Raw genomic sequence first — 23,289 nt, 5'->3', positions numbered from 1 at the left:
CTGCAGTCCACCACCGGAAAATAAATGCAGGATGTCAGAATCCATTCATATTTGTCATAGTGATAAATAGTTAACCGCGATCACAGTTACGCGGCGTCATTTTCTGCACCGTCACGCCTATCTGCCGACCGATCCTTCACCGGAGTTGCTATGACCGCTCGCCGACACCCGTTTTTCACCAGCGCCCGTGGCCGCCTGCTCTCCTTTAATCTGCTGATGGGCGTGGTCACCCTGTTGGTCAGCGGCGTGGCGGTGTTTGGCTTTCACCATGCCAGCCAGCTGCAGGAACAGGTGCAGCGCCAGACTCTCAACGACATGCGCGGCAGTATGGATCTGGCGCGGGACACGGCGAATGTCGCCACGGCGGCGGTGCGCCTGTCGCAGGTGGTGGGGGCGCTGGAGTACAAAAGCGAAGCGGAACGGCTACTGGCGACGCAGCAGGCGCTGAAGCACTCGCTGGCCCAGCTGGCGGCGGCCCCGCTGGCGCAGCAGGAGCAGGCGCGGGTGGCCAATATTATTCGCCGCAGCAACGCGCTGCAGCAGAGCGTGGCGGAGATGCTGGAGCGCGGCCAGCGCCGCCATCTGCAGCGCAATGCGCTGCTGAGTTCGCTTTATCAGAATCAGAGCAACCTGCGCCATCTCGCCGATCTTAACGATCGCGGCGGGAATAAGGCGATCGATCCGCGCCGGCTGGCCGAGATGGACCGGCTGATCGTGGCGGCGATCCATACCGTCACGCCGCGGTCGATCGTCCTGCAGCTCGACCAGCTGCGCGGCGACCTGCCGGCCCATAGCGCCGATCCCGCGCTGGCGTTTTTCCTGCCCGACGTTACCCGGGAGCTGGCGACGCTGGCCCCGCTGTCGGCCCAGCTGGAGGAGAGCGACCTGACGATCAGCTGGTACATGTACCACATCAAAGCGCTGGTCGCGTTGCTTAACGAGGACATCAATCAGTACGTGACCCGCGTGGCGCAAGCCTCCGAGCAGCGGGCGGCGCAGAGCCATCGCGAGCTGCGCTCCATCAGCATGTTTATCCTGCTTTCCGCGCTGCTGGCGCTGGCGATCACCGGCTGCGCAGGATGGTATATCTACCGTAACCTCGGCTCGAACCTGACCGCCATCTCCCTGGCGATGTCGCGGCTGGCTCAGGGAGAGCCGAACGTCTCGGTGCCGGCCCTGCAGCGGCGCGACGAGCTGGGGGAGCTGGCGCGGGCCTTTAACGTTTTCGCCCGCAATATGGCGTCGCTGGAGCACACCACCCGGCTGCTGAAAGAGAAGACCAACCAGATGGAGATCGATCGGATTAAGCGCCAGGAGCTGGAGGAGGCGCTGCTGCATAGTCAGAAGATGAAGGCCGTCGGCCAGCTGACCGGAGGTCTGGCGCATGACTTTAACAACCTGCTGGCGGTGATTATCGGCAGTCTTGAGCTGGTGGAGCCGGATGCGCGCGATGCGCCGCGCCTCTCCAGGGCGCTGAAGGCGGCGGAGCGTGGGGCGCTTCTGACCCAGCGGCTGCTGGCCTTTTCGCGCAAGCAGGCGCTGCATCCCCAGGCGGTGGCGATGGCGCCGCTACTGGAGAACCTCAGCGAGCTGATGCGTCACTCCCTGCCGGCGACCTTAAGCCTGGAGATTGAGGCGCAGTCGCCGGCGTGGCCGGCATGGATAGACGTTGGCCAGCTGGAAAACGCCTTGATCAATCTGGTGATGAACGCCCGCGACGCCATGGCGGGGCGCGGCGGGGTCATCAAAATACGCACCTGGAATCAGCGGGTCACCCGCAGCAGCGGCCAGCGGCAGGATATGGTGGCCCTGGAGGTGATCGATCATGGCAGCGGGATGTCGCAGGCGGTGAAAGCCCGGGTGTTTGAACCTTTCTTCACCACCAAAGCCACCGGCAGCGGCAGTGGCCTGGGGCTGTCGATGGTGTATGGCTTTGTGCGCCAGTCTGGCGGCCGGGTGGCGCTGGAGAGCGCGCCGGGGCAGGGGACGACGGTGCGGCTGCAGCTGCCGCGAGCGTTGACCGAGGTTGAGAAGGAGGTGGCGCCAGCGGTGGACGAGCCGCCCCCGGCGGGCGAGCGGCTGGCGCTGGTGCTGGAAGATGAAGAGGATGTCCGCCAGACGCTATGTGAACAGCTGCATCAGCTGGGCTGGCTGACGCTGGAAACCGCCAGCGGTGAAGAGGCGTTGCAGCTGCTGGCGGCGTCGCCGGATATCGCCCTGTTGATTAGCGATCTGATGTTGCCCGGCGCCCTGAGCGGCGCCGACGTGATCCATACCGCCCGACGCCGCTTTCCGGCACTACCGGTGCTGCTGATCAGCGGCCAGGATTTGCGTCCGGCGCAGAACCCGGCCCTGCCGGAGGTAGAGTGGCTGCGTAAGCCGTTTACCCGCGCCCAGCTGGCGCAGGCGCTGAGCGCGGCGTACGCGAGGATTTGAGATTCCTCCGCTACTCGGGGGGTGTACGCTTGATTAAGGTAGCGGCAGGACTCTGACGAGATTGGCCCCGATGAAACGTTACGCAACCGCACTGTTCTTTTGCACCCTGTCGCTGACCAGCCTGGCCGCTCGCGCCGATATTATCGATGACGCGATCGGCAATATTCAGCAAGCCATTAACGACGCCTATAACCCGGGCAGCAGTCGCTCCGATGACGACGACAGATACGATGACGATGGCCGGTATGATGATGGCAGCTATCAGGGCAGCCGCCAGCAGCGTAGGGATAATCAGCAGCAATATAACGATCGCCAGCGCCAGCTTGACGACCGCCGCCGCCAGCTGGATGAACGCCAGCGTCAGCTCGATCAGGATCGTCGTCAGTTAGAAAGCGACCAGCGTCGTCTGGATGATAGCTACTGATCGCCCCGCAACGGACCAGCACTTAATCCAGCACGATTTCCATCCCGTCATAGCCCGCTTCGAAACCTGTCGGCAGCGGGTTATCCATCATCCAGACATCTAACTGGTGGCTGATATGGGTGAGGATCACCCGAGGACAGCCAATCACCTGGTTAAGGTGGCGGACGGTGTTTAGGTCGTTGTGGTTACGCGGGGTCTGCGCGCGCGGCTCATGACTGCAATCGATGATCATCGCCTGCGGGCGGTTGTTAAGTAAAAACTTCAGCGTCTTGTCCGGCAGCCCGGCGGTATCCGAGAGCCAGGCCACCCGGCTGTGGGCCGACTCCAGCAGATAACCGAAGGTGAGCTTCGAGTGGTTGAGCGGCAGGGGCGTTACCCGCAACCCCTGCAGGTCAAACACCACAAACGGCGTGACGGTATGGCTAAAATCGAGCAGGCCGGGGTGCTTGAGCAGATCGTCGCAGCCGGCGTCGTCCGGCGGGCCATAGACCGGGATCGACGCGCCGACTCCCCAGCGCAGCGGAAACAGCCCCTGCACATGATCCAGATGGTAGTGGGTCAGCAGCACCTGCTGAAAACTACCGGCAGGATGATGTTCCATCAGATCCGGTCGTCCGGCATCAAGCAGTGTCACGGCGCTGTTGAACGTGACCACGCCGCTACAGGGGCGGCGGCGGTGGCTCTCCTCGCGGCGGGCGCGGCGGCAGGCCGCGCAGTCGCAGCCGAAGACGGGCACCAGCTGGGCGCCGCCGGTGCCGGTTAAACGGATTGTCAGGCTCATCGTGTCACCTTTCACTCATACCGGCTGATCCTCTACGCGTGCCACGTGGCTGCGCAGCAGGCGGAAGAAATCGTCAACCGATTGTCGAAGACTCCCGTCATTATTCAACGTCAGGCAATTGTCCGGCTTATAGCGCGCGGCGCGATCCAGACGCTGGGCGATTTCCAGTGCGTTTTCCCGGCCGCGCTGCTCCAGCCGCTGGCGGAGCACCGGCGGCGAGACGGCGAGACAGATCGGCACCAGCACCTCGCCGTAGCGTTCCCGGGCCAGCGCCAGGTGGGCGCGGGAGCCGTTGACCACCACGTCAAAGCCAGCGTGTAGCCACAGGTCGATCTCCACGCCAATGCCATAGTAAGTATTGTTGGCGTGCCAGCTGAGAGCAAAAAGATGCTGCTCGGCGCGGGTAAAGAATTCATGTTCGCTGAGGGCGATATGATTCTCGCTGCCCGCGTTAAACGGGCGGGTAATGTAACGATGCGCCACCAGCAGTTGCGGGTGCTCGCGCTGGCGCAGCGCCGCCAGCAGGCTGTCTTTACCGGAGCCGGAAGGGCCCACCAGCCAAATCAGTTTTCCTGGCATTAAAAGACCCTCTTTCCCTGGCGCCAGACATGGTCGATGTGGATATGCTCGCCGCGACGGTGCGCCAGCACCAGGTCGGCGCGTTTCCCCTCGGCGATGACGCCGCGATCGTCAAGGCCCAGCGCCTGCGCCGGATGCTGACTGACCAGGCGGATCGCCTGCGCCAGGGTGAAGGCGTTATCCTCGGCGTCGGCGATGCGGAACGCCGCATCCAGCAGGCTGGCGGGGTAATAGTCAGAGGAGAGGATGTCCAGCAAACCGTGGCTCGCCAGCTGGTGGGCGGCGACGTTGCCGGAGTGGGAACCGCCGCGCACGATATTGGGCGCACCCATCAGGACGTGCATCCCATGCTGACGTGAAGCCTGCGCCGCGGCCAGCGTGGTGGGAAACTCGGCGATGACGCTCCCCAGCTGGTGGGATTCGGCCACATGGGCCTCGGTGGCGTCGTCGTGGCTGGCGAGGGCGATACGGCGGGCGCGGCACATGGCGGCGATGGTCTGGCGATTGGGCTGTGACCAGGTGGCGGCCAGGGCCATCTGCTCGGCTTCAAAACGGTCCATCTCGTCATTCGTCAGATGGTATTTTCCCTGATAGTAGTCGCGATACTTACTGCGATCGGCGTACTGACGCTGGCCCGGCGAGTGGTCCATCAGAGAGACCATGCTCACCGACTCACGCTCGATGAGCTTTTCGAACAGCGGCAGCGTGGTGTGATGCGGCAGTTCGCAGCGCAGGTGCAGGCGGTGCTCGGCGCGGTTAAGGCCGCGCTTTTGCGTCTCTTCCACCGCATTGACCATCTTCTCCAGATTCTCAAGACGATCGCCGCCATCGCGCACGTCGCCAATCGCCACGGCGTCGAGCACGGTGGTGATACCGCTGGCGACCATCATGGCGTCATGGCTGCTCATCGCCGAGTGGGCCGGCCAGTCCACCTTCGGTCGCGGGGTAAAGAACTTGTCGAGGTTATCGGTATGCAGTTCGATAAGGCCTGGCAGCAGCCAGCCGCCTTCCCCATCCAGCGCCTGCGGCAGCCGGCTCTGGCTTTCCGCGAAGGCGAGAATGCGACCGTGCTGGACTTCCAGTGAACCGTGGACCACGTCGTCGTCGAGAACCAGTTTTACGTTATTGATAATCATGCTGTCATTCCCATGGAGTGCAGTCGGTCGGCGACCTGACGGCGCACCCCTTCGTCATGGAAAATCCCCACGATGGCCGCGCCGCGCGCTTTGGCATCGTGGATCAGGTTGACCACGGCAGCACTGTTTTTGGCATCCAGCGAGGCGGTGGGTTCATCAAGGAGCAGGATCGGATAGTCGACCGCAAAACCGCGGGCGATGTTGACCCGCTGCTGTTCGCCGCCGGAAAAGGTCGACGGCGCAAGGTGCCACAGGCGTTCCGGAACGTTGAGGCGGGTCAGGAGCTGGGCGGCTTTTGCGGCGCTCGCTTCACGCGGCATCCCGAGGTCGAGCAGCGGCTGCATCACCACCTCCAGCGCCGAAATGCGCGGGATCACCCGCAGAAACTGGCTGACCCAGCCGATGGTGGTTTTACGCACTTCCAGCACCTTGCGCGGCGTGGCGGTGACCAGATCGACCCATTCGTCGCCGTGGCGGATATGGATATGGCCGCTGTCCGGCAGATAATTGGCGTACAGCGAACGCAGCAGCGTCGATTTTCCGCTGCCGGAATGGCCGTGGAGGACCACGCACTCCCCGGCGTTAACGGTCAGCGAGGCGTCGGCCAGCACCGGCAGACGCACGCCGTGCTGCTGGTGCAGAACAAAGGTTTTATGGATGTTTTCAACGCGTATCATGTTAGCTCTCGCGGGGTTGGGTTGCCGGGTGGCGCTTCGCTGACCCGGCCTACGAATAACGCACCTGTAGAATTTGTAGCCCGGCCAAGCGCAGCGCCGCCGGGAATGGCACCGAGGGTTAGTTCTGCAACACCGACGACACCAGCAGCTGGGTGTAAGGATGATGCGGATCGTCGAGCACCCGGTCGGTTAAGCCACTCTCCACCACCTGGCCCTGCTTCATCACCAGCAGACGGTTCGCCAGCAGGCGGGCGACGCCGAGATCGTGGGTAACAATCACTACCGCCAGATTCAGCTCCACCGCCAGGCCGCGCAGCAGGTCTAGCAGCCGCGCCTGCACGGACACATCCAGCCCGCCGGTGGGTTCATCCATAAACACCAGCTTCGGCTGGGTGACCAGATTGCGGGCGATCTGCAGACGCTGCTGCATGCCGCCGGAAAAGGTGGTCGGCAGGTCGTCGATGCGCGAGGGCGGGATCTCCACCTCCTGCAGCCACTTTTCGGCGGTGGCGCGAATGTTGCCGTAGTGGCGGGCGCCGGTAGCCATCAGCCGTTCGCCGATGTTGCCCCCGGCGGAGACCTGGCGACGCAGGCCGTCCATCGGGTGCTGATGCACCACGCCCCATTCGGTGCGCAGCAGGCGGCGGCGTTCGGCTTCGCTCATGGCGTACAGCGAGCGCTGCTGGTACAGCACCTCGCCCTGCTGCGGCGTCAGGCGGGCGGAGATCGCCTTCAGCAGGGTGGTTTTACCGGAGCCGGACTCACCGACGATGCCGAGCACTTCCCCCGGCCACAGTTCGAAGGAGACATTGCGAAAACCTTTGTCCGGGGCGTAGAGATGGGTGAGGTTATTCACCGCAAGTAATGGCTGGTTCATTTTTTCTGCCCCTCGCTCTGCTGGCGGCAATAGTCGGTATCGGAGCAGACAAACATCCGCTGGCCGCTGTCATCGAGCACCACTTCGTCGAGGTAGCTGTGGCGCGAGCCGCAGATGGCGCAGGGCTCATCCCACTCCTGCACGGTAAAGGGATGGTCGTCGAAATCGAGACTCTCCACCGGGGTATAGGGCGGCACCGCGTAGATCCGCTTTTCGCGCCCGGCGCCGAACAGCTGCAGCGCCGGCATCATGTGCATTTTCGGGTTATCGAATTTCGGGATCGGCGAAGGGTCCATCACGTAGCGGCCATTGACCTTCACCGGGTAGGCGTAGGTGGTGGCGATATGGCCGAAGCGGGCGATATCTTCATACAGTTTCACCTGCATGATGCCGTACTCTTCCAGGGCGTGCATGGTGCGGGTTTCCGTTTCGCGCGGCTCGATAAAGCGCAGCGGCTCCGGGATCGGCACCTGATAGATCAGGATCTGATCCTCCGCCAGCGGCGTCTCCGGGATGCGGTGGCGGGTCTGGATCAGGGTGGCGTCTTCGGTGCGTTCGGTGGTGGCGACGCCGGTGACGCGCTTAAAGAACTGACGAATCGACACCGCGTTGGTGGTGTCATCCGCGCCCTGGTCAATCACCTTTAGCACGTCGTTCTCGCCGATGACGCTGGCGGTCAACTGGATGCCGCCGGTGCCCCAGCCGTAGGGCATCGGCATTTCGCGGCCGCCAAACGGCACCTGATAGCCGGGAATCGCCACCGCTTTGAGGATCGCCCGGCGGATCATGCGCTTGGTTTGCTCGTCGAGATAAGCAAAGTTATAGCCAGTCAGTGGGTTAGCCACGTTCGTTCTCCCGTTGCAGGCGTTTCAGCAGCGCCAGTTCGGCCTGGAAATCGACATAGTGCGGTAGCTTCAGATGCGAGACGAAACCGGCGGCTTCAACGTTATCGGCGTGGGCCAGCACGAACTCTTCGTCCTGGGCCGGGCCGGCAATCTCTTCACCATAGTCCGGCGCCTGCAGGGCGCGGTCGATGAGAGCCATCGCCATCGCTTTGCGCTCGCTCATGCCGAAGGTCAGACCGTAACCGCGGGTGAAGTGCGGCGGCTCCGCCTGCGGGGCGACGAAGCCGTTGACCATCTCGCATTCGGTCAGCAGCAGCTCGCCAATATTGACGCTAAAGCCCAGCTCTTCCGGGACGATTTCCACCTGCACATAACCGCTGCGGATCTCGCCGGCAAACGGATGGTTGCGGCCATAGCCGCGCTGGGTCGAGTAGGCCAGCGCCAGCAGGTAGCCTTCATCGCCGCGCATCAGCTGCTGCAGACGCGAGGAGCGCGAGCAGGGGTAGACCGGCGGGGTGCGGGTGATATCGTCGGGCGGCGTGCCGTGGTCCTGCTCCGCTTTTGCCAGCCCCTGCTGCGCCAGCAGATGGAAGACGTGCGGCGAGGGCTGCGCTTCGCCATCGGCTTGCTGCACAGACGGCGCTTCGCCGTTGGCCAGCAGGGTAAAATCGAGCAGGCGATGGGTGTAGTCGTAGGTGGGGCCCAGCAGCTGGCCGCCGGGAATGTCTTTGTACACTGCGGAGATGCGGCGTTCGAGGCGCATCTCCGCAGTGTTTACCGGTTCGCTGACCGCCAGCCGCGCCAGAGTGGTACGGTAGGCGCGCAGCAGGAAGATCGCTTCGACGTTATCGCCGCTGGCCTGCTTGAGCGCCAGCGCCGCCAGTTCGCGGTCGGCGATACCGCCCTCGGTCATCACCCGGTCCACCGCCAGGCTGAGCTGGTCGCCTATCTGGTCAACGCTCAGTTCGGGAAGCCGTCCATCGCCCCGCCGCTTCTGTTCCTGTAAGGCGTGAGCGGCGAGGATCGCCTTCTCACCGCCCTTGACGGCTACGTACATTTAGCACACCTCCACGTGGGTGGTGCGCGGGATCGCCAGCAGGCGCTCGCCGCAGGTGAGGATCAGGTCGATGCCCAGCGGAAACGGGTGCGGGCGTTCGGTTAATTCGTCGATGATGCAGTCCGGCAGCTGCGGGGCGATCATTCGCTCTTCGACAATGCCTGCCCCGGTCAGGCGCAGCATGCGTCCGCCGCTGAGGCTGGCGAGCTGAACAATCAGCGTGACGCCGGTTTCCGGCGCGGTGACGGTGCCAGCGGAAAGGACGTTGAGCTGCTCGGCGCTGATGCCGTCATTGGCGACGGCAAAGACCGCCTGCTGCGGCTGGTCCACCAGCGGCGCACCGGTGTGAAAGCGCAGATTCTGCCCCACCAGATCGTTATGCAGGGCGCTGGCGAGCCAGACCGGCGTTTCGTGATCGGCAAGGGTCAACAGCAGGCTGGTGGACGCCACGTTCAATGGCTGCCAGCCGTGCTGAAGCTGCTGCAGGGAGACAATCACTCCCGGCTCGCTCATCGCTTTCAACAGGCGACGAAAACTGTGTTGGGCATCCTGCACAGCCAGGGGAAAAGCGGGTTGTAAGGTCATGCGTTATCTCCGCGAACCAGGGTAAAGAAGTCGACCCGGCTGGCGTTGACTTCGGCGCGTCGGGCTTCAATGCGCGCGCTGCGTAGCGCTTCCAGCGGGGTTATCAGGGTTTCCATTAAGGTGTGAAAATGGCGGGGCGACTGCAGCAGGGCGTCGATCGCCGCGCAGCGTTCAGCGTGCGGGCGGTCGCGGCCTAAAATCCAGCTGTAGCCGAGGGTGCCGTCGGCCAGACGTACCGCCGCGCGGGTAAGCGTGGCGTCGCCGGCAAAGAAACGGTCGCCGATGCCGCCCATACGCGCCTGGAGCTGTACCAGCCCGGTTTCCGGGGCGCGAATTAATTCATACTCCGGGGCCAGCCGCAGCGATTGCATGCGCGCCAGAAGATCTTGCGGTTCACTGTGGGCCAGCACGGACATCCAGCGCTGGCGGGTAGCGGTATCGAAGTGCATTCAGTGCTCCATGGTAAATTCAATCATGTCGGCGCGGGTCAGGCTGACGGAGTACTCCGTCGTGACCGACTCGCCCTCGCGGCTATTGAGCGTGCGTACGCAGAGCAGCGGCGCCATATTGGGGATCTCCAGCAGCTTGCTCTCTTTCGCCTGCGCGCGACGGGCGCTGATTTTGGTGCGCACCCGGGTCAGTTCGACGTCGAGCCGATCGCGCAGCAGGTCATGCAGCGAGCCGTGGCTGAAAGTCTGCAATACCGGCCAGAAGCGCAGGTCGGCGAAGTAGTGGTCAATCAGGCACAGGGCGACGCCGTTGACCCGGCGCAGGGTGCGCAGGTGGATGACGTTCTCACCCTCATTGATGCCAAAGGCCTCGGCCACATGGGCGCTGGCGGGACGCAGCACCGACAGCAGCTTTTCGCTGGTGGGATCGCTGCCCTGTTCCAGCAGGTTCTGGCTGAACCGCGCTTGAGCGTTGAGCGGGTAGTCGATGGGGCGCATTAAGACCAGCACGCCGACGCCCTGACGGCGCTGGACCCAGCCGCGTTCCACCAGCTGGTCGATGGCCCGGCGCAGGGTGTGGCGGTTAACGTCAAAGCGCGTCGCCAGCTGCTGTTCGGCGGGCAGATAGTCGCCGCAGCGATAGTGGTGGCGCAGCTCCTGCTCAAGCCGGGCGGCGATTTCCTGATAGCGCGTGGGATAACTGGTCGGATGTCTGGACAGGTGCATAGTCATCAAGCCTCACACAACATAGGCGAGGAGCTTCCTCGCGTTGTGGGCCGATCCTGACCGGTTTATGTTGCATTTCGGTTAAGTGATGATGACTAAAGGATGAAAAGTTGATGCCAGGCGGATGACAGGGCGGCCGGGCCGCCCTGGGGGCGTCAGCCTTGTTTGACCACGTTGATCATCCACGGGACGCCAAAGCGGTCGACGACTTTGCCGAAGCCGTGGGCCCAGAAGGTTTCCTGCCAGGCCATTTCAATGCGTCCGCCGACGGCCAGCGCGTCGAACCAGCGCTGGCCTTCATCGACATCGCCGGGGTCGAGCACGAGGGTAAAGCCGGCGTAGTGCACATCGGGCCCGAAGGCGCTGTCGCTCAGCATCAGCTCGCCATTATTGATGCGCAGGCTGGCGTGGGCGATGGCATCATCCGCCATCTTCTGCCCTGACGGGCAGCCGTCAGAGTCTTCCTGCGCCGAAGGTGGCATTTCGCCAAAGGTCATTTTAAACATCAGTTCCGCGCCCAGCGTCTGCTGATAGAAGGCGATCGCCTCGGCGCAGTTGCCCGCAAAGGCAAGGTAGGGACTTAAGGACATGGTGAATACCTCAGTGACCGTAACCCGTTAAGCGTAGTCGTGCGGAAGGCAATTGGGCCAGACGGCAGAGCGAAAAGGGGCGCTGGAATACCGTGGCAGAGAGCAGCGTAAATAGCGGCTGCTGGCGAGGGAAATAACAGGATGCGCAGGGGGACGAACGGCAACCAGGATATCGGGAGCGGCGACGGCGATGTGAGAAAATAATCGCGCCGCCACCCCGAAAATAAATCAGTTCTTTTTGACGAATTCCGATTTGAGTTTCATCGGGCCAAAACCGTCAATTTTGCAGTCAATATTGTGATCGCCTTCGACCAGACGGATATTCTTCACTTTGGTGCCGATTTTCAGCATCGAAGAGCTGCCTTTAACCTTGAGATCTTTCACGACGGTAACGCTGTCGCCATCGGCCAGTAAATTGCCATTGGCATCTTTAACGATCAGAACGTCGCTCTCTTCTGTCGCCTCGGCAGGGTTCCACTCATGGGCACATTCCGGGCAAATGTACATGCCGTTATCTTCATAAGTGTAAGTCGAATCGCATTTTGGGCAGTGTGGCAGTTGCATGACGTTCCTCGTGATGTCGTCGAAAAACAGGACGTTGGTCCTTTAAACATCGGCTGATAGCCGAAAGTGGTGGTGATTATAGCGCAATCACCCACTTTTGTCGGGTGTTTTTTTGCTGAAAATTACCCCTCTCGTTATTCCGTTGAAAACAGAATACCCGCGAAAATTAACCTGCCGTGGCGGATAAAAATCGACGGAATAATTTCCGCGAGACCGCCAGAGAATGAACTTATTTATTTTCTGGCACTCTGTCATTAGGCGGTAAATTTCTGTGAAGTTGATCGCAGATATAAACACTGTTAGGGTAAAAAAGGGGAGCAGGTCAATTTCATCAATTATCACGATGAGCCGCTCTATTTATTCACCAGTAGCCAGAGCAGGCGTCAACAGGTTCGGTTGTACATTCTGTCAGCAGACAGTGCAGGCAAACCTGCTACGCTTGAAATGAGGAGCACAGCAATTATCGCTCCTGACGCACGATGCGAATGGCCTTGCCATTCGGCGAAGAGGCGTGCACTCAAGGCGGAGTAGCAGAGGAAAATTATGCTTAAAAGGAAAAAAATAAAGCCCATCACCCTTAAGGATGTGACCATCATCGACGATGGTAAACTGAAAAAGGCGATCACCGCGGCCTCACTGGGTAACGCGATGGAGTGGTTCGATTTCGGCGTCTATGGCTTTGTGGCCTACGCCTTAGGTAAAGTCTTCTTCCCCGATGCCGACCCAAGCGTACAGATGATTGCTGCACTCGGTACCTTCTCTGTTCCCTTTTTAATTCGTCCGTTGGGCGGCCTGTTCTTCGGGATGCTGGGCGATAAATATGGTCGGCAGAAAATCCTCGCGATAACCATCGTGATCATGTCGATAAGTACTTTCTGTATCGGCCTTATTCCGTCGTATGCCACGATAGGTATTTGGGCACCGATCCTGCTGCTGCTGTGTAAAATGGCGCAAGGCTTTTCGGTCGGTGGTGAATATACCGGGGCGTCGATCTTCGTCGCGGAATACTCTCCTGACCGTAAACGCGGGTTTATGGGCAGCTGGCTGGACTTTGGCTCCATCGCCGGGTTTGTGATGGGGGCCGGCGTGGTGGTTCTCATCTCCAGCGTGGTGGGTGAACAGAACTTCCTCGACTGGGGTTGGCGTATCCCGTTCTTCCTGGCGCTGCCGTTAGGGATCATCGGTCTTTATCTGCGCCATGCCCTGGAGGAGACCCCGGCGTTCCAGCAGCATGTCGACACCATGGAGCAGGGCGACCGTGAAGGGCTGCAGGATGGGCCGAAGGTCTCTTTTAAAGAGATTGCCACCAAGCACTGGCGCAGCCTGCTGACCTGTATCGGTCTGGTGATTTCCACCAACGTAACCTACTACATGCTGCTGACCTACATGCCGAGCTACTTGTCGCATAACCTGCACTACTCGGAAGATCATGGGGTGCTGATCATCATCGCCATCATGGTCGGCATGCTGTTTGTCCAGCCGGTTATCGGTATGCTCAGCGACCGCTTCGGCCGTCGTCCGTTTATCCTGATTGGTAGCGTGGCGCTGTTTGCCCTGGCGATCCCGGCCTTCATTATGATTAACAGCAACGTGATTGGCCTGATTTTCGCCGGTCTGCTGCTGCTGGCGGTCGTGCTGAACTGCTTTATCGGCGTGATGGCCTCTTCGCTGCCGGCGATGTTCCCGACGCACATCCGCTTCAGCGCCCTGGCCAGCGCCTTTAACATCTCGGTGCTGGTTGCTGGTCTGACGCCAACCCTGGCGGCGTGGCTGGTGGAAACCACTCAGAACCTGATGATGCCAGCGTACTATCTGATGGTCATCGCGGTGGTGGGGATGGCGACGGGTCTGTCGATGAAAGAGACGGCTAACCGCCCGCTGAAAGGGGCGACCCCGGCGGCGTCGGATATCCAGGAAGCGAAAGAAATTCTTGGCGAGCACTACGATAACATCGAACAAAAAATCGAAGATATCGATCAGGAGATCGCCGACCTGCAGGCAAAACGCTCACGTCTGGTGCAGCAGCATCCACGCATCAACGACTAACGCTTTTCGCTGTTAAAAATGCCGCCGCGGGCTTCCCCGGCGGCATTTTTTATGTCTGCGCCAGGGCCAGCCCGTGACGTCGCTGCTGGCTGAGTTTACGGTACTGCTGCGGCGGCATACCCACGTAGCGGGTAAAGGTGCTGTAGAAGCGGCTGCTGGAGCGAAATCCGGCGGTGAGGGCGATATCCAGGATGGTCTTATCGGTATCGCTCAGCAGCGCCCGAACGTGATTGATCCGCATGGCGGTAATGTACTGCTTCATGGTCTGCTGCATCACCCGCTGAAAAATCCCCATCGCGTAGTTCGGGTTGAGCTTCACGTGTTCGGCGACGGCATTGACGGTCAGCGCCTGGTCGTAATGCGCGGCGATAAACTCCAGCATCTGGCTGACATAAAACTGCGCATGGCGCGAGACGCTGTTCTTGTGCGTGCGCGAGGTTTTATTGACCAGGATCGGCTGCCAGCCGGAGAGACTCAGCCGTTTGAGCATCAGGGCGATTTCATCGATCGCCAGCTGGCGAATCTGTTCGTTGTCGTGGTTCAGCTCCTGCTGCCAGCGGCGTACTTCAAAGGCGCTTAACTGCTGGGCGGCGAGTGATTTAATCACCATCCCATGGGTGACGTGGTTGATAAGCTCCCGATCCAGCGGCCATGAGAGAAACAGATGCATCGGCAGGTTGAATATCGCCATCTGCTGGCAGTCGCCGGGGCGGGTCAACTGGTGCGGCGTACAGGCCCAGAAGAGGGTGATATAGCCTTTCTCAATGCGCACCACTTCGTTATTAATCAAATACTCCACGTCGCCGTCGAACGGCACGTTGACCTCCACCTGGCCGTGCCAGTGGCTGGTGGGCATGGCGTGCGGTGGGCGCAGTTCGATATCCATACGCTGGTACTCGGAGTAGAGCGCCAGCGGGCTACGGCTCTGCTTTTCGTCGCTGCTGCACATAAAAGGGTCGGGAGGCAGGGAAGTGAAGCGATGTTCCATCGTTAGCGTATTCCTGGATTGTCAGAGTGGCTGTATTTTTCGCCAGAACTGACGACAGCTTAGCGGAATAATCGGCCCGTTTTCTCTCCTTTTTGCTCAATATGTTCCCGAAAACTCAGATTTTGTGGCGCTTAATGGCCGATCTGAGTTTCCGGGAATGCTCCGGCGGGAACGGGGCAGCGCAGCGGGGAGCGGCGTGCCACTCTGAAAGTGTTCAATGACCTGATGGAGAGAGCACGATGTCTGCCCCCAAAATTACCTTTATCGGCGCCGGTTCGACGGTGTTCGTCAAAAATATTCTCGGTGACGTTTTCCAGCGCCCGGCGCTGAAATCGGCGCATATCGCGCTGATGGATATCGATGAAACCCGGCTGGAAGAGTCGCATATCGTGGTGCGCAAGCTGATGGATTCGGTGGGCGCGAACGGCGAAATCAGCTGCCACCGCGATCGTAAAACCGCCCTGCAGGGCGCCGATTTTGTCGTCGTCGCTTTCCAGATTGGCGGCTATGAGCCCTGCACCGTGACCGATTTTGAAGTCTGCAAGCGCCACGGCCTGGAGCAAACCATCGCCGATACGCTGGGGCCGGGGGGTATTATGCGCGCCCTGCGGACCATCCCGCACCTGTGGGCTATCTGCGACGACATGACCGAGGTCTGCCCGGACGCCACCCTGCTTAACTACGTCAACCCGATGGCGATGAATACCTGGGCGATGTACGCCCGCTACCCGCATATCAAGCAGGTTGGCCTGTGCCATTCGGTGCAGGGAACAGCGGAAGAGCTGGCGCGCGATCTTGACCTCGACCCGGCGGATTTACGCTACCGCTGCGCGGGCATTAACCATATGGCGTTCTATCTGTCGCTGGAGAAAAAGCGCGCCGACGGCAGCTACGTCAGTCTCTATCCCGACCTGCTGCAGGCCTACGCCGAGGGCCGGGCGCCGAAGCCGAACCTGCACGGCAACCCGCGCTGCGAAAACATCGTCCGCTACGAGATGTTCAAAAAACTGGGCTACTTCGTCACTGAATCGTCGGAGCATTTCGCGGAATACACGCCATGGTTTATCAAGCCGGGGCGTGATGACCTTATTGCCCGCTATAAAGTGCCGCTGGATGAGTATCCTAAACGCTGCGTCGAGCAACTGGCCAACTGGCATCAGGAGCTGGAGAGCTATAAGCGCGGCGAGCGCATCGAGGTGAAACCATCCCGCGAATATGCCAGCACCATCATGAACGCCATCTGGACCGGCGAGCCGAGCGTGGTGTACGGCAACGTGCGCAACGATAATCTTATCGACAATCTGCCGCAGGGCTGCTGCGTGGAGGTGGCTTGCCTGGTGGACGCTAACGGCATTCAGCCAACCAAAGTGGGCGCGCTGCCGGCGCATCTGGCGGCGCTGATGCAGACCAATATCAACGTGCAGACGCTGCTCACAGAGGCGATCCTCACCGAAAATCGCGATTACGTCTATTACGCCACGATGATGGATCCGCACACCGCCGCGGTGCTGGGGATCGAAGAGATCTACGCGCTGGTGGACGATCTGATCGCCAGCCATGGCGACTGGCTGCCGGCCTGGCTACACCGTTAATCCTCTCATGCCGCCGGGGGCAATGAACCCGGCGGTGCCTGTCACGCTCTATCAAACACTGAAGGAGGCGCTGGCGACAGCGACCTGTACCCTATGAGTATTTCAATGACAACAAAGCTCAGCTACGGATTTGGTGCCTTTGGTAAAGATTTCGCTATCGGTATCGTCTACATGTACCTGATGTATTACTACACCGATATTGTCGGATTATCGGTTGGGGTGGTCGGCACCTTATTCCTCGTGGCAAGGATCCTCGATGCGATAGCCGATCCGATCATGGGATGGATCGTCAACTGCACGCGATCGCGATGGGGGAAGTTTAAACCGTGGATCCTGATCGGCACGATAACCAACTCGGTGGTGCTGTATATGCTGTTCAGCGCCCATCACTTCTCCGGCGGGGCGCTGCTGGCGTGGGTGTGGCTGACCTATCTGCTGTGGGGCTTCACCTACACCATCATGGATGTGCCGTTCTGGTCGCTGGTGCCGACCATTACCCTCGATAAACGCGAACGTGAACAACTGGTGCCTTACCCGCGCTTTTTCGCCAGCCTTGCCGGGTTTGTGACGGCCGGCGTCACGCTGCCGTTTGTCAGCGCCGTCGGCGGCGCCGACCGCGGTTTTGGTTTCCAGATGTTTACCCTGGTGCTGATCGCCTTCTTTGTGATTTCCACCCTGGTCACTCTGCGTAATGTCCATGAGGTTTACTCCTCGGATAGCGGCGTGAGCGAGGATGCCAGCCATCTTTCATTGCGCCAGATGGTGGCGCTCATCTATAAAAACGATCAGCTGGCCTGCCTGTTGGGCATGGCGCTGGCCTATAACACGGCGGCGAATATTATCGCCGGCTTCGCGATTTATTACTTTACCTACGTCATTGGCAGCGCGGAGATGTTCCCGTATTACATGTCCTACGCGGGGGCGGCGAATTTGCTGACGCTGATCCTGTTCCCACGACTGGTAAAAGGGCTGTCGCGGCGCATTCTGTGGGCAGGAGCATCGATTATGCCGGTGCTGGGCTGTGGCGTGCTGTTGCTGATGGCATTGAGCGGTGTTTACAACATCGCGCTGATCTCGCTGGCCGGGGTGCTGTTGAATATTGGCACCGCGCTGTTCTGGGTGCTGCAGGTCATTATGGTGGCCGATACCGTCGACTACGGCGAATATACGATGAATATCCGCTGCGAAAGCATCGCCTACTCGGTACAGACGCTGGTGGTGAAAGCGGGCTCGGCGTTTGCGGCCTGGTTTATCGCTATCGTGCTGGGTATCATCGGCTACGTGCCGAATGCGGTGCAATCACCACACACCCTGCTGGGAATGCAGGCGATAATGATTGCGCTGCCGACGCTCTTTTTTGCCCTGACGCTGTTTCTCTATTTCCGTTATTACAAACTGAATGGCGACATGCTGCGGCGTATTCAGATTCACCTGCTGGATAAATATCGTCGGGTACCGGAAAATGTCGTCGAGCCGGAACGGCCGATTGTGGTATCCAATCAGGTGTAAAAAGCGTGCAAAAACCGCTGGCGAAAGAGGGGAGGGATGCTCTCTTTTTGTACAAAAAACCGTGTTCAAAACAGACAGAAAGAGGAAACTGTATTTCTCTATATTGTCTCAATAATTTCTCTTTTCGGGCTCAGGGAGTTTTTTTTCTCCATTTGCTCTCAAATAAAACTCGGAATTGTCTCTTTTTCGATCTCTTGCGCGGCTTTTTAACTCTTGCTACTCTTTTTGGGTCTTACATTTTCTCTTATTTGTCTCAGTGATGGAGCAATGCAATGCGCATTTTTATCGATGATGGTTCAACCAATATCAAGATGCTGTGGGAGCAAGATGGCGAAACTTTCACCCATATCAGCCCCAACAGTTTCAAACGCGGCTGGTCTGCCACCTTCGGTTCCGGGAAGCCCTTTAACTACACCGTGGATGATGAAAAGTACTCATTCGACCTGATCACCCCCGATGCGCTCCCCACCAATAACATTGACTGGCAATACAGCCCGTTGAACTCCATCGCTGTCCATCACGCGCTGCTGACCAGCGGTCTTGAGCCGCAGGATGTCGAAATTGTCGTGACGTTGCCGCTGACTGAATTTTACGATGAAGATGCGCAATATCGCCTCGACAACATTGAGCGTAAGAAAAAGAGCCTGCTGCGGGAAGTTAAACTGAATAAAGGCGTGGTGTTCAATATCACTAAAGTTACCGTACGCCCGGAATCGATTCCGGCGGGCATTAGCCTGTGCGATGAACTGAAGCCTTCCCATTCGGTGCTGATTATCGACCTTGGCGGCACCACGCTGGATATTTCGATGGTGGCCGGGCAGATGACCTCGGTTTCGCGCATTTACGGCGACCCGAAGCTGGGGGTATCGCTGGTGACCGACGCCGTTAAGCTGGCGCTGGCGCGGGCAAATACCGACACCTCCAGCTATAACGTCGACCAGATTATTATCAACCGCCATGATGAGGAGTACCTCACCGACAACATCAACGATCCGGATGCGGTATCTGAGGTGAAGAAGGTGATCACGAACAGCATCGAACGTCTGACCACCCGTGTCCTGACGGCCATCGATAGCTTTAAAGGCTACTCGCATGCCATCGTGATTGGCGGCGGCGCGCCGCTGGTGGCCGATGCGATTCGTGAACGTATGGGCCTGCGTGAGGACCGTTTCGTGGTGGCCGATGAGCCGCAGTTCGCCCTCGTGCGTGGCCTGAAAATTATCGGTTAAGGAGCGTCTATGACTCTGGATCGCAGAAAAGTGCTGATTTACCTGCGCCCGGATATCAGCGCCAGCGAGCGCTTCGCGGACGCAAAAATTGAGGCCCATCACCGCGGCGACCGCGGCGATATGTCGCGTACGGCGCTGCTGGCAGGGCTGGCGTTAGGGGAAGTCGATAGCCGCCTGCCGTCGATGCTGGCGGCGCTGCTGGCGGAAGATACTAAACCGGAAACGCTGCGTAAGATGCTGGCCTCGTTCCTTGAGATCCAGCCAGCCTCTTCCACCCCGGTCTCCGCGCCAGCGGCTGCGCCGGTAAAGGCACCCGAGCCGCCCGCGCCGGTCAGCGAGAGTGTTTCGGCGCGTAACCTCGCCGGTTCGTTACCGGATTAAGCGCTGTTCCCGGTTTGCGCTATCCGGGAAACTCCCCGGCTTGCGCTGCGCTTAGCCGGGCTACTATTTGCATCGTCCGGTAGCCCGATGTGATGGACACCTCCCACCTTACGGCATCAAAGTGCCAGACTGAGGTGTTAACCCCAGATCCCCGGAGGAGGTGTCCATCATGAATATTAAACGTATTGGTCTCGACCTGGCTAAAAATATCTTCCAGATACATGCCGTGGATCACCATGAACATGTTGTCCTGCGTAAAACCCTGCGCCGGGACCGCATGACCGCCTTTTTCTCTCAACTCTCTCCCTGCCTTATCGGGATTGAAGCCTGCGGCGCCGCCCACTACTGGGCCCGCGAGCTGACCCGTATGGGGCATACCGTACGCATTATCCCGCCTCAGCGGGTCAAGTCCTATCTTAAAGGGCAGAAGAATGACGCCAACGACGCGGAAGCTATCTGCGAGGCTATCAGCCGTCCCGGAATGCGCTTTGTGGCCATGAAGACAGAGCGGCAGCAGACGCTGCAGGCAGAGCACCGCGTCCGGGCCCGGCTCGTCCGCGCCCGGACAGCCCTGAGTAATGAGATGCGGGGACTGCTGGGTGAGTTTGGTCTGGTACTGCCGGTGGGAATAAGGCAGCTACGTAAGGCATTGCCGGAGATACTGTCGCAACAAGAGCTGTGGGATGACCGCTTTATCCGCCTGCTGAGCGAACTGGCGGAAGAGCTGCAGATGCTGGATGAGCGGGTCGCCCGCCATGACAGGCGGCTTGAGCAGTCAGCACGGGATGATATCCGGATAAAAAGGCTGCTGGCGATAGAGGGTATGGGGCCGGTGGTGGCCAGTGCGCTGGTGGCGGCGGTCGGCGATGGCAGACAGTTCAAAAGTGGTCGGGAGATGGCGGCGTATCTGGGTCTGGTCCCGCGGCAGCACTCCAGTGGCGGGAAAGCGCGGCTGGGGTCTATCAGCAAACGGGGAGACAGTTACCTGCGGACGCTGATAATCCACGGTGCGCGTGCGGTGCTGAACGCGTGTCAGAATAAAACCGACAGACGCAGCCAGTGGCTGAAGGCGTTATCGGAAAGGCGAAACCGGAATATCGCGACGGTGGCGCTGGCGAACAAGAATGCGCGAATAGCATGGGCGATACTGAGCCGCGAAGAAGATTACCATGGGTTACAGGCCGCCGGTTAACCGGCGGCCTGTAACCCATGCAGTAAAAGAGCAATAACCTGCCGTGAGAGTGCAGTCAGCAAAGTGTGATGAGTAACAGGTAAGACCGGCATCTGTCATTCCGACTTATCCGAAGGCTCCCTGGAAAACAAAGCCGCTAGCCCGAATGGAAACAGATGCGCAGATAACATCATGGCCCGGATACGACGGTATCGTAAGAGAGGCCGGATATACGAACGCACCTTACCCCGTTACACAAAATGCAGAGATGACTTGCATAACGGGAGGTGTCCATATACGGGTAAGGCGGAACGCCGCGACCCGGGAAATTCCGCTTAGTTTGTAGGCCGGGTAAGGCGTAGCCGCCACCCGGCATACAGGCGGCTCCCTGGCTGTGGCCATGCCCGGCGGCGCTACGCTTGCGCGGGCCTACGGATCCAGTGCAATGGTGGGCCCAGTCCGGTAGCCCGGGTAAGGCGGAACGCCGCGACCCGGGAAATTCCCCGGCTTGCGCTGTGCTTAGTTTGTAGGCCGGATAAGGCGTAGCCGCCACCCGGCGCGAAGACGGAACGCCGCTATCCGGGATGTCGTCCCTATCCGTGGGCGAGGAAGCGGGCCAGGCGCTGCTGGAGCAGGCGATTTTCGCGTGTGAGACGTGCGTTCTCATCCAGCAGGGTCAGCGCTACCGCAATCCCTGGCCAGTCCAGCTCCAGCTCGTTACGCAGGCGCACCGCGCGATGGACAATCGTCACCGCGCTGTCGTCGAACAGCCAGGTTTCCGCCTGCGGCTGGTGCGGCTCAATCATCCCTAAGCCGACGATCTCCGTCAGCTCCTCTTCCGATACCCCGGTACGCAGGCACAATTCGGTAATGGTAAACGTCACTGTTACTGTAGCCATCAGGCTTTCCCCCATGTCTTACGCGGATCGAAGCTGGCTTCGGCGGCGGCCAATTGTTGCCAGAGCTCACGCGCTTTTTCATCTGGTTTTGGCGGCATGACAATCTTGATGACGGCGAACAAATCGCCGGTGTGGGTTTTGCTCACCAGCCCTTTGCCTTTGATGCGCAGGCGCTGCCCAGCCTGACTGCCCGGCGGCACCGTCAGCAGAATGCTCTCTTTCAGGGTGGGCACCGTGACTTTCGCGCCCAGCGCGGCTTCCCACGGCGCCAGCGGCAGGACGATCTCCAGGTTATGGCCGACGATGTCGAACAGCGGATGCGGCGCGATGTGGATCACCAGCCACAGATCGCCGTTCGGGCCGCCGTTTTCCCCCGGCGTCCCCTGGCCCTTCAGGCGGATACGCTGGCCATCGACGACCCCGGCCGGAATTTTCACATTCAGCGTTTTCGGCGTTTCACTTTCGATCATGCCAAACACGTTATAGACCGGCAGGTTATAGCTAATGGTGCGAGTCTGCTCGGCCAGCGTCTCTTCAAGGAACACCGCGACTTCGATCTCCAGATCGTGGCCGCGCGCGGCATGCTGACGGCGGCGCTGATGCGCTTGCTGGCCAAACATGGAGGAGAAGATGTCGTCGAAATCCTGCTGGCTGTAGCTCTGCTCGTGTGACTGCTGCTGGCGACCGAAGCCGGGATCGTTACGATGCTGCCAGAGCTGATCGTATTCGGCGCGCCGCTGCTCATCTTTCAGGACTTCCCAGGCTTCGGCGAGATCCTTGAATTTGGCTTCGGCATCGTTTTCTTTACTGACGTCGGGGTGGTACTTGCGCGCCAGGCGGCGGTAGGCGGTCTTGATGGTTTTCAGATCGTCCGTTGGTTGCACCCCGAGAATGGCATAATAATCCTTCAATTCCATGGTGTTATCTCATCTGTGCTCAGTGCAGTGGTTACATATTCCCTGGATCAGGCGTCTGTATACAGCGTAGGGCAAATGCGCCCTGAAGGGGAAGAAAAGTGGCGAAAACTTGACGCCGTCGGGGGGCGACAGCGTCGTGGGTAAGATTAGTCTTTCGTCTGCGGCCGTGGGCGGTGGCGCCATCCGGCGAACAAAACCAACAGCGCACCGACGGCGCCGGCCAGGCGCGCAATGCCGTCTCCGGCGCTGGGAAACAGCTGGCGAATGGTAGGGTCGCTGACCAGCATTGACCCGGCGATCCAGCCGATGAGCATCCCGCCCAGCAGCACCACGGCGGGAAAGCGGGTGAGCAGGGCCAGCACCAGCTTGCTGCCCGCGACAATAACCGGAATACTGATCGCCACGCCGAGAGCAACCAGCGTAATGTGTCCTTTCCCGGCGGCAGCCACCGCCAGTACGTTATCCAGCGACATGATCACATCGGCGACGGTGATGGTGATCGCGGTACGCCACAGGCTGACGGAACCGCCGACCTCGTTCTCTTCTTCCTCGTTATTGACCAGCTTTACGCCAATCCACAGCAGGAGCAGCGCGCCGACTATTTTCAACCACGGCAGCGACAGGAGATACAGGGCGATCGCCAGTAGCAGGACGCGCGCCAGGATCGCCCCCACCGTGCCAATGACGATCGCGGTGGTGCGCTTTTGTGGCGGCAGTTTGCGACAGGCCATGGCGATCACCACGGCATTGTCGCCGCCCAGCAGTAAATCGATGGCGACAATCTGCAGTACAATCACCGCCATGTCCCATTGTTGAAGAAATGCATACATA

At 60.0% G+C, this 23,289-nt stretch carries 24 protein-coding genes and 1 pseudogene; 9 read left to right on the top strand and 16 right to left on the bottom strand.

Going from position 1 to position 23,289, the window contains the following annotated elements:
• Positions 1–150 precede the first annotated feature (150 nt).
• Both B8P98_RS25775 and yjdP read left to right on the top strand, forming a co-directional pair.
• Positions 151–2,436, top strand: coding sequence for an ATP-binding protein (locus tag B8P98_RS25775; RefSeq protein WP_095033554.1), 2,286 nt, complete (start codon positions 151–153; stop codon positions 2,434–2,436).
• 70 nt (positions 2,437–2,506) lie between these two features.
• Positions 2,507–2,860: a DDRRRQL repeat protein YjdP gene (yjdP, locus tag B8P98_RS25770; protein ID WP_080897642.1), complete on the top strand. Its 354-nt coding sequence runs from the start codon at positions 2,507–2,509 to the stop codon at positions 2,858–2,860.
• A gap of 22 nt (positions 2,861–2,882) precedes the next feature.
• Here the strand turns inward: yjdP and phnP are convergent, their stop codons facing one another.
• The 12 genes from phnP to B8P98_RS25710 all read right to left on the bottom strand — a co-directional run bounded on the left by phnP (position 2,883) and on the right by B8P98_RS25710 (position 11,726).
• Positions 2,883–3,641 (bottom strand): phosphonate metabolism protein PhnP, encoded by a 759-nt coding sequence (phnP, locus tag B8P98_RS25765; RefSeq protein WP_008807250.1) that lies wholly within the window; start codon positions 3,639–3,641, stop codon positions 2,883–2,885.
• 15 nt (positions 3,642–3,656) lie between these two features.
• Positions 3,657–4,220, bottom strand: coding sequence for a ribose 1,5-bisphosphokinase (gene phnN, locus B8P98_RS25760; protein WP_025712564.1), 564 nt, complete (start codon positions 4,218–4,220; stop codon positions 3,657–3,659).
• A complete protein-coding gene (gene phnM / locus B8P98_RS25755) occupies positions 4,220–5,356 on the bottom strand; it encodes an alpha-D-ribose 1-methylphosphonate 5-triphosphate diphosphatase (RefSeq protein WP_025712565.1) in 1,137 nt (378 codons plus the stop codon). Before phnM ends, phnN begins: the two co-directional genes overlap by 1 nt.
• Entirely contained in the window at positions 5,353–6,033 is a 681-nt protein-coding gene (phnL, locus tag B8P98_RS25750; protein WP_080897641.1) for a phosphonate C-P lyase system protein PhnL, read from the bottom strand. Before phnL ends, phnM begins: the two co-directional genes overlap by 4 nt.
• Positions 6,034–6,151: 118 nt before the next feature.
• Positions 6,152–6,910 (bottom strand): phosphonate C-P lyase system protein PhnK, encoded by a 759-nt coding sequence (gene phnK, locus B8P98_RS25745; protein WP_004177787.1) that lies wholly within the window; start codon positions 6,908–6,910, stop codon positions 6,152–6,154.
• The gene (locus tag B8P98_RS25740) at positions 6,907–7,755 is read right to left on the bottom strand and encodes an alpha-D-ribose 1-methylphosphonate 5-phosphate C-P-lyase PhnJ (RefSeq protein ID WP_025712567.1); all 849 of its coding nucleotides are present in this window, start codon (positions 7,753–7,755) and stop codon (positions 6,907–6,909) included. Before B8P98_RS25740 ends, phnK begins: the two co-directional genes overlap by 4 nt.
• Entirely contained in the window at positions 7,748–8,812 is a 1,065-nt protein-coding gene (locus tag B8P98_RS25735; RefSeq protein WP_080897640.1) for a carbon-phosphorus lyase complex subunit PhnI, read from the bottom strand. The genes B8P98_RS25740 and B8P98_RS25735 overlap by 8 nt, the downstream gene beginning before the upstream one ends.
• Positions 8,813–9,397, bottom strand: coding sequence for a phosphonate C-P lyase system protein PhnH (phnH, locus tag B8P98_RS25730; RefSeq protein WP_095033553.1), 585 nt, complete (start codon positions 9,395–9,397; stop codon positions 8,813–8,815).
• Positions 9,394–9,846 (bottom strand): phosphonate C-P lyase system protein PhnG, encoded by a 453-nt coding sequence (phnG, locus tag B8P98_RS25725; RefSeq protein WP_025712570.1) that lies wholly within the window; start codon positions 9,844–9,846, stop codon positions 9,394–9,396. Before phnG ends, phnH begins: the two co-directional genes overlap by 4 nt.
• On the bottom strand, positions 9,847–10,572 hold the full coding sequence (gene phnF / locus B8P98_RS25720) for a phosphonate metabolism transcriptional regulator PhnF (protein ID WP_025712571.1): 726 nt from the start codon (positions 10,570–10,572) through the stop codon (positions 9,847–9,849). It abuts the gene before it with no gap.
• Positions 10,573–10,727: 155 nt separating this feature from the next.
• Positions 10,728–11,162 carry a VOC family metalloprotein YjdN gene (gene yjdN, locus B8P98_RS25715; protein WP_025712572.1) on the bottom strand — a complete coding sequence of 145 codons (435 nt, stop codon included), beginning with the start codon at positions 11,160–11,162 and terminating at the stop codon, positions 10,728–10,730.
• 228 nt (positions 11,163–11,390) lie between these two features.
• Positions 11,391–11,726 (bottom strand): zinc ribbon domain-containing protein YjdM, encoded by a 336-nt coding sequence (locus B8P98_RS25710; protein WP_008807241.1) that lies wholly within the window; start codon positions 11,724–11,726, stop codon positions 11,391–11,393.
• A gap of 543 nt (positions 11,727–12,269) precedes the next feature.
• Here B8P98_RS25710 and proP point away from each other — a divergent pair.
• Positions 12,270–13,772, top strand: a complete 1,503-nt coding sequence (proP, locus tag B8P98_RS25700; RefSeq protein WP_025712573.1) for a glycine betaine/L-proline transporter ProP — start codon at positions 12,270–12,272, stop codon at positions 13,770–13,772.
• Between the two features lie 49 nt (positions 13,773–13,821).
• Here the strand turns inward: proP and melR are convergent, their stop codons facing one another.
• Positions 13,822–14,760 carry a transcriptional regulator MelR gene (gene melR / locus B8P98_RS25695; protein ID WP_025712574.1) on the bottom strand — a complete coding sequence of 313 codons (939 nt, stop codon included), beginning with the start codon at positions 14,758–14,760 and terminating at the stop codon, positions 13,822–13,824.
• Positions 14,761–14,999: 239 nt separating this feature from the next.
• Here melR and melA point away from each other — a divergent pair, with 239 nt between their 5' ends.
• The 5 genes from melA to B8P98_RS25660 all read left to right on the top strand — a co-directional run bounded on the left by melA (position 15,000) and on the right by B8P98_RS25660 (position 20,663).
• Complete coding sequence (gene melA / locus B8P98_RS25685) at positions 15,000–16,352, top strand: alpha-glucosidase/alpha-galactosidase (protein ID WP_080897637.1); 1,353 nt, start codon at positions 15,000–15,002, stop codon at positions 16,350–16,352.
• A gap of 93 nt (positions 16,353–16,445) precedes the next feature.
• On the top strand, positions 16,446–17,861 hold the full coding sequence (gene melB, locus B8P98_RS25680; protein ID WP_025712576.1) for a melibiose:sodium transporter MelB: 1,416 nt from the start codon (positions 16,446–16,448) through the stop codon (positions 17,859–17,861).
• Between the two features lie 272 nt (positions 17,862–18,133).
• Positions 18,134–19,090, top strand: coding sequence for a plasmid segregation protein ParM domain-containing protein (gene parM / locus B8P98_RS25670; protein WP_025712577.1), 957 nt, complete (start codon positions 18,134–18,136; stop codon positions 19,088–19,090).
• 9 nt (positions 19,091–19,099) lie between these two features.
• On the top strand, positions 19,100–19,471 hold the full coding sequence (locus tag B8P98_RS25665) for a plasmid partitioning/stability family protein (RefSeq protein ID WP_025712578.1): 372 nt from the start codon (positions 19,100–19,102) through the stop codon (positions 19,469–19,471).
• Positions 19,472–19,640: 169 nt separating this feature from the next.
• Positions 19,641–20,663 (top strand): IS110 family RNA-guided transposase, encoded by a 1,023-nt coding sequence (locus B8P98_RS25660; protein ID WP_095032646.1) that lies wholly within the window; start codon positions 19,641–19,643, stop codon positions 20,661–20,663.
• Between the two features lie 572 nt (positions 20,664–21,235).
• Here B8P98_RS25660 and cbpM read toward each other — a convergent pair.
• Positions 21,236–21,541, bottom strand: coding sequence for a chaperone modulator CbpM (gene cbpM, locus B8P98_RS25655; protein WP_012543142.1), 306 nt, complete (start codon positions 21,539–21,541; stop codon positions 21,236–21,238).
• Positions 21,541–22,458 (bottom strand): curved DNA-binding protein, encoded by a 918-nt coding sequence (gene cbpA / locus B8P98_RS25650; RefSeq protein ID WP_025712579.1) that lies wholly within the window; start codon positions 22,456–22,458, stop codon positions 21,541–21,543. The genes cbpM and cbpA overlap by 1 nt, the downstream gene beginning before the upstream one ends.
• 75 nt (positions 22,459–22,533) lie before the next feature.
• Here cbpA and B8P98_RS31500 point away from each other — a divergent pair.
• Positions 22,534–22,645: pseudogene (locus B8P98_RS31500) on the top strand (hypothetical protein); the annotation flags it as partial.
• Here the strand turns inward: B8P98_RS31500 and B8P98_RS25640 are convergent.
• Entirely contained in the window at positions 22,605–23,288 is a 684-nt protein-coding gene (locus B8P98_RS25640; protein WP_095033552.1) for a TerC family protein, read from the bottom strand. The pseudogene B8P98_RS31500 and the gene B8P98_RS25640 overlap by 41 nt on opposite strands.
• Position 23,289: the final 1 nt, after the last annotated feature.

The organism is Klebsiella quasivariicola (assembly GCF_002269255.1).
GTDB classification, from domain to species: Bacteria; Pseudomonadota; Gammaproteobacteria; order Enterobacterales; family Enterobacteriaceae; genus Klebsiella; species Klebsiella quasivariicola.
Note: the sequence above shows the minus strand (reverse complement) of the source record. Positions and strands in the feature narration are given on the sequence as shown.

Bases quoted from the DNA above. Each gene is read 5' to 3' on its own strand.
- B8P98_RS25775 (WP_095033554.1), top strand. From the start codon at position 151: ATGACCGCTCGCCGACACCCGTTTTTCACCAGCGCCCGTGGCCGCCTG.
- yjdP (WP_080897642.1), top strand. From the start codon at position 2,507: ATGAAACGTTACGCAACCGCACTGTTCTTTTGCACCCTGTCGCTGACC.
- phnP (WP_008807250.1), bottom strand. From the start codon at position 3,641: ATGAGCCTGACAATCCGTTTAACCGGCACCGGCGGCGCCCAGCTGGTG.
- phnN (WP_025712564.1), bottom strand. From the start codon at position 4,220: ATGCCAGGAAAACTGATTTGGCTGGTGGGCCCTTCCGGCTCCGGTAAA.
- phnM (WP_025712565.1), bottom strand. From the start codon at position 5,356: ATGATTATCAATAACGTAAAACTGGTTCTCGACGACGACGTGGTCCAC.
- phnL (WP_080897641.1), bottom strand. From the start codon at position 6,033: ATGATACGCGTTGAAAACATCCATAAAACCTTTGTTCTGCACCAGCAG.
- phnK (WP_004177787.1), bottom strand. From the start codon at position 6,910: ATGAACCAGCCATTACTTGCGGTGAATAACCTCACCCATCTCTACGCC.
- B8P98_RS25735 (WP_080897640.1), bottom strand. From the start codon at position 8,812: ATGTACGTAGCCGTCAAGGGCGGTGAGAAGGCGATCCTCGCCGCTCAC.
- phnH (WP_095033553.1), bottom strand. From the start codon at position 9,397: ATGACCTTACAACCCGCTTTTCCCCTGGCTGTGCAGGATGCCCAACAC.
- phnG (WP_025712570.1), bottom strand. From the start codon at position 9,846: ATGCACTTCGATACCGCTACCCGCCAGCGCTGGATGTCCGTGCTGGCC.
- phnF (WP_025712571.1), bottom strand. From the start codon at position 10,572: ATGCACCTGTCCAGACATCCGACCAGTTATCCCACGCGCTATCAGGAA.
- yjdN (WP_025712572.1), bottom strand. From the start codon at position 11,162: ATGTCCTTAAGTCCCTACCTTGCCTTTGCGGGCAACTGCGCCGAGGCG.
- B8P98_RS25710 (WP_008807241.1), bottom strand. From the start codon at position 11,726: ATGCAACTGCCACACTGCCCAAAATGCGATTCGACTTACACTTATGAA.
- proP (WP_025712573.1), top strand. From the start codon at position 12,270: ATGCTTAAAAGGAAAAAAATAAAGCCCATCACCCTTAAGGATGTGACC.
- melR (WP_025712574.1), bottom strand. From the start codon at position 14,760: ATGGAACATCGCTTCACTTCCCTGCCTCCCGACCCTTTTATGTGCAGC.
- melA (WP_080897637.1), top strand. From the start codon at position 15,000: ATGTCTGCCCCCAAAATTACCTTTATCGGCGCCGGTTCGACGGTGTTC.
- melB (WP_025712576.1), top strand. From the start codon at position 16,446: ATGAGTATTTCAATGACAACAAAGCTCAGCTACGGATTTGGTGCCTTT.
- parM (WP_025712577.1), top strand. From the start codon at position 18,134: ATGCGCATTTTTATCGATGATGGTTCAACCAATATCAAGATGCTGTGG.
- B8P98_RS25665 (WP_025712578.1), top strand. From the start codon at position 19,100: ATGACTCTGGATCGCAGAAAAGTGCTGATTTACCTGCGCCCGGATATC.
- B8P98_RS25660 (WP_095032646.1), top strand. From the start codon at position 19,641: ATGAATATTAAACGTATTGGTCTCGACCTGGCTAAAAATATCTTCCAG.
- cbpM (WP_012543142.1), bottom strand. From the start codon at position 21,541: ATGGCTACAGTAACAGTGACGTTTACCATTACCGAATTGTGCCTGCGT.
- cbpA (WP_025712579.1), bottom strand. From the start codon at position 22,458: ATGGAATTGAAGGATTATTATGCCATTCTCGGGGTGCAACCAACGGAC.
- B8P98_RS25640 (WP_095033552.1), bottom strand. From the start codon at position 23,288: ATGTATGCATTTCTTCAACAATGGGACATGGCGGTGATTGTACTGCAG.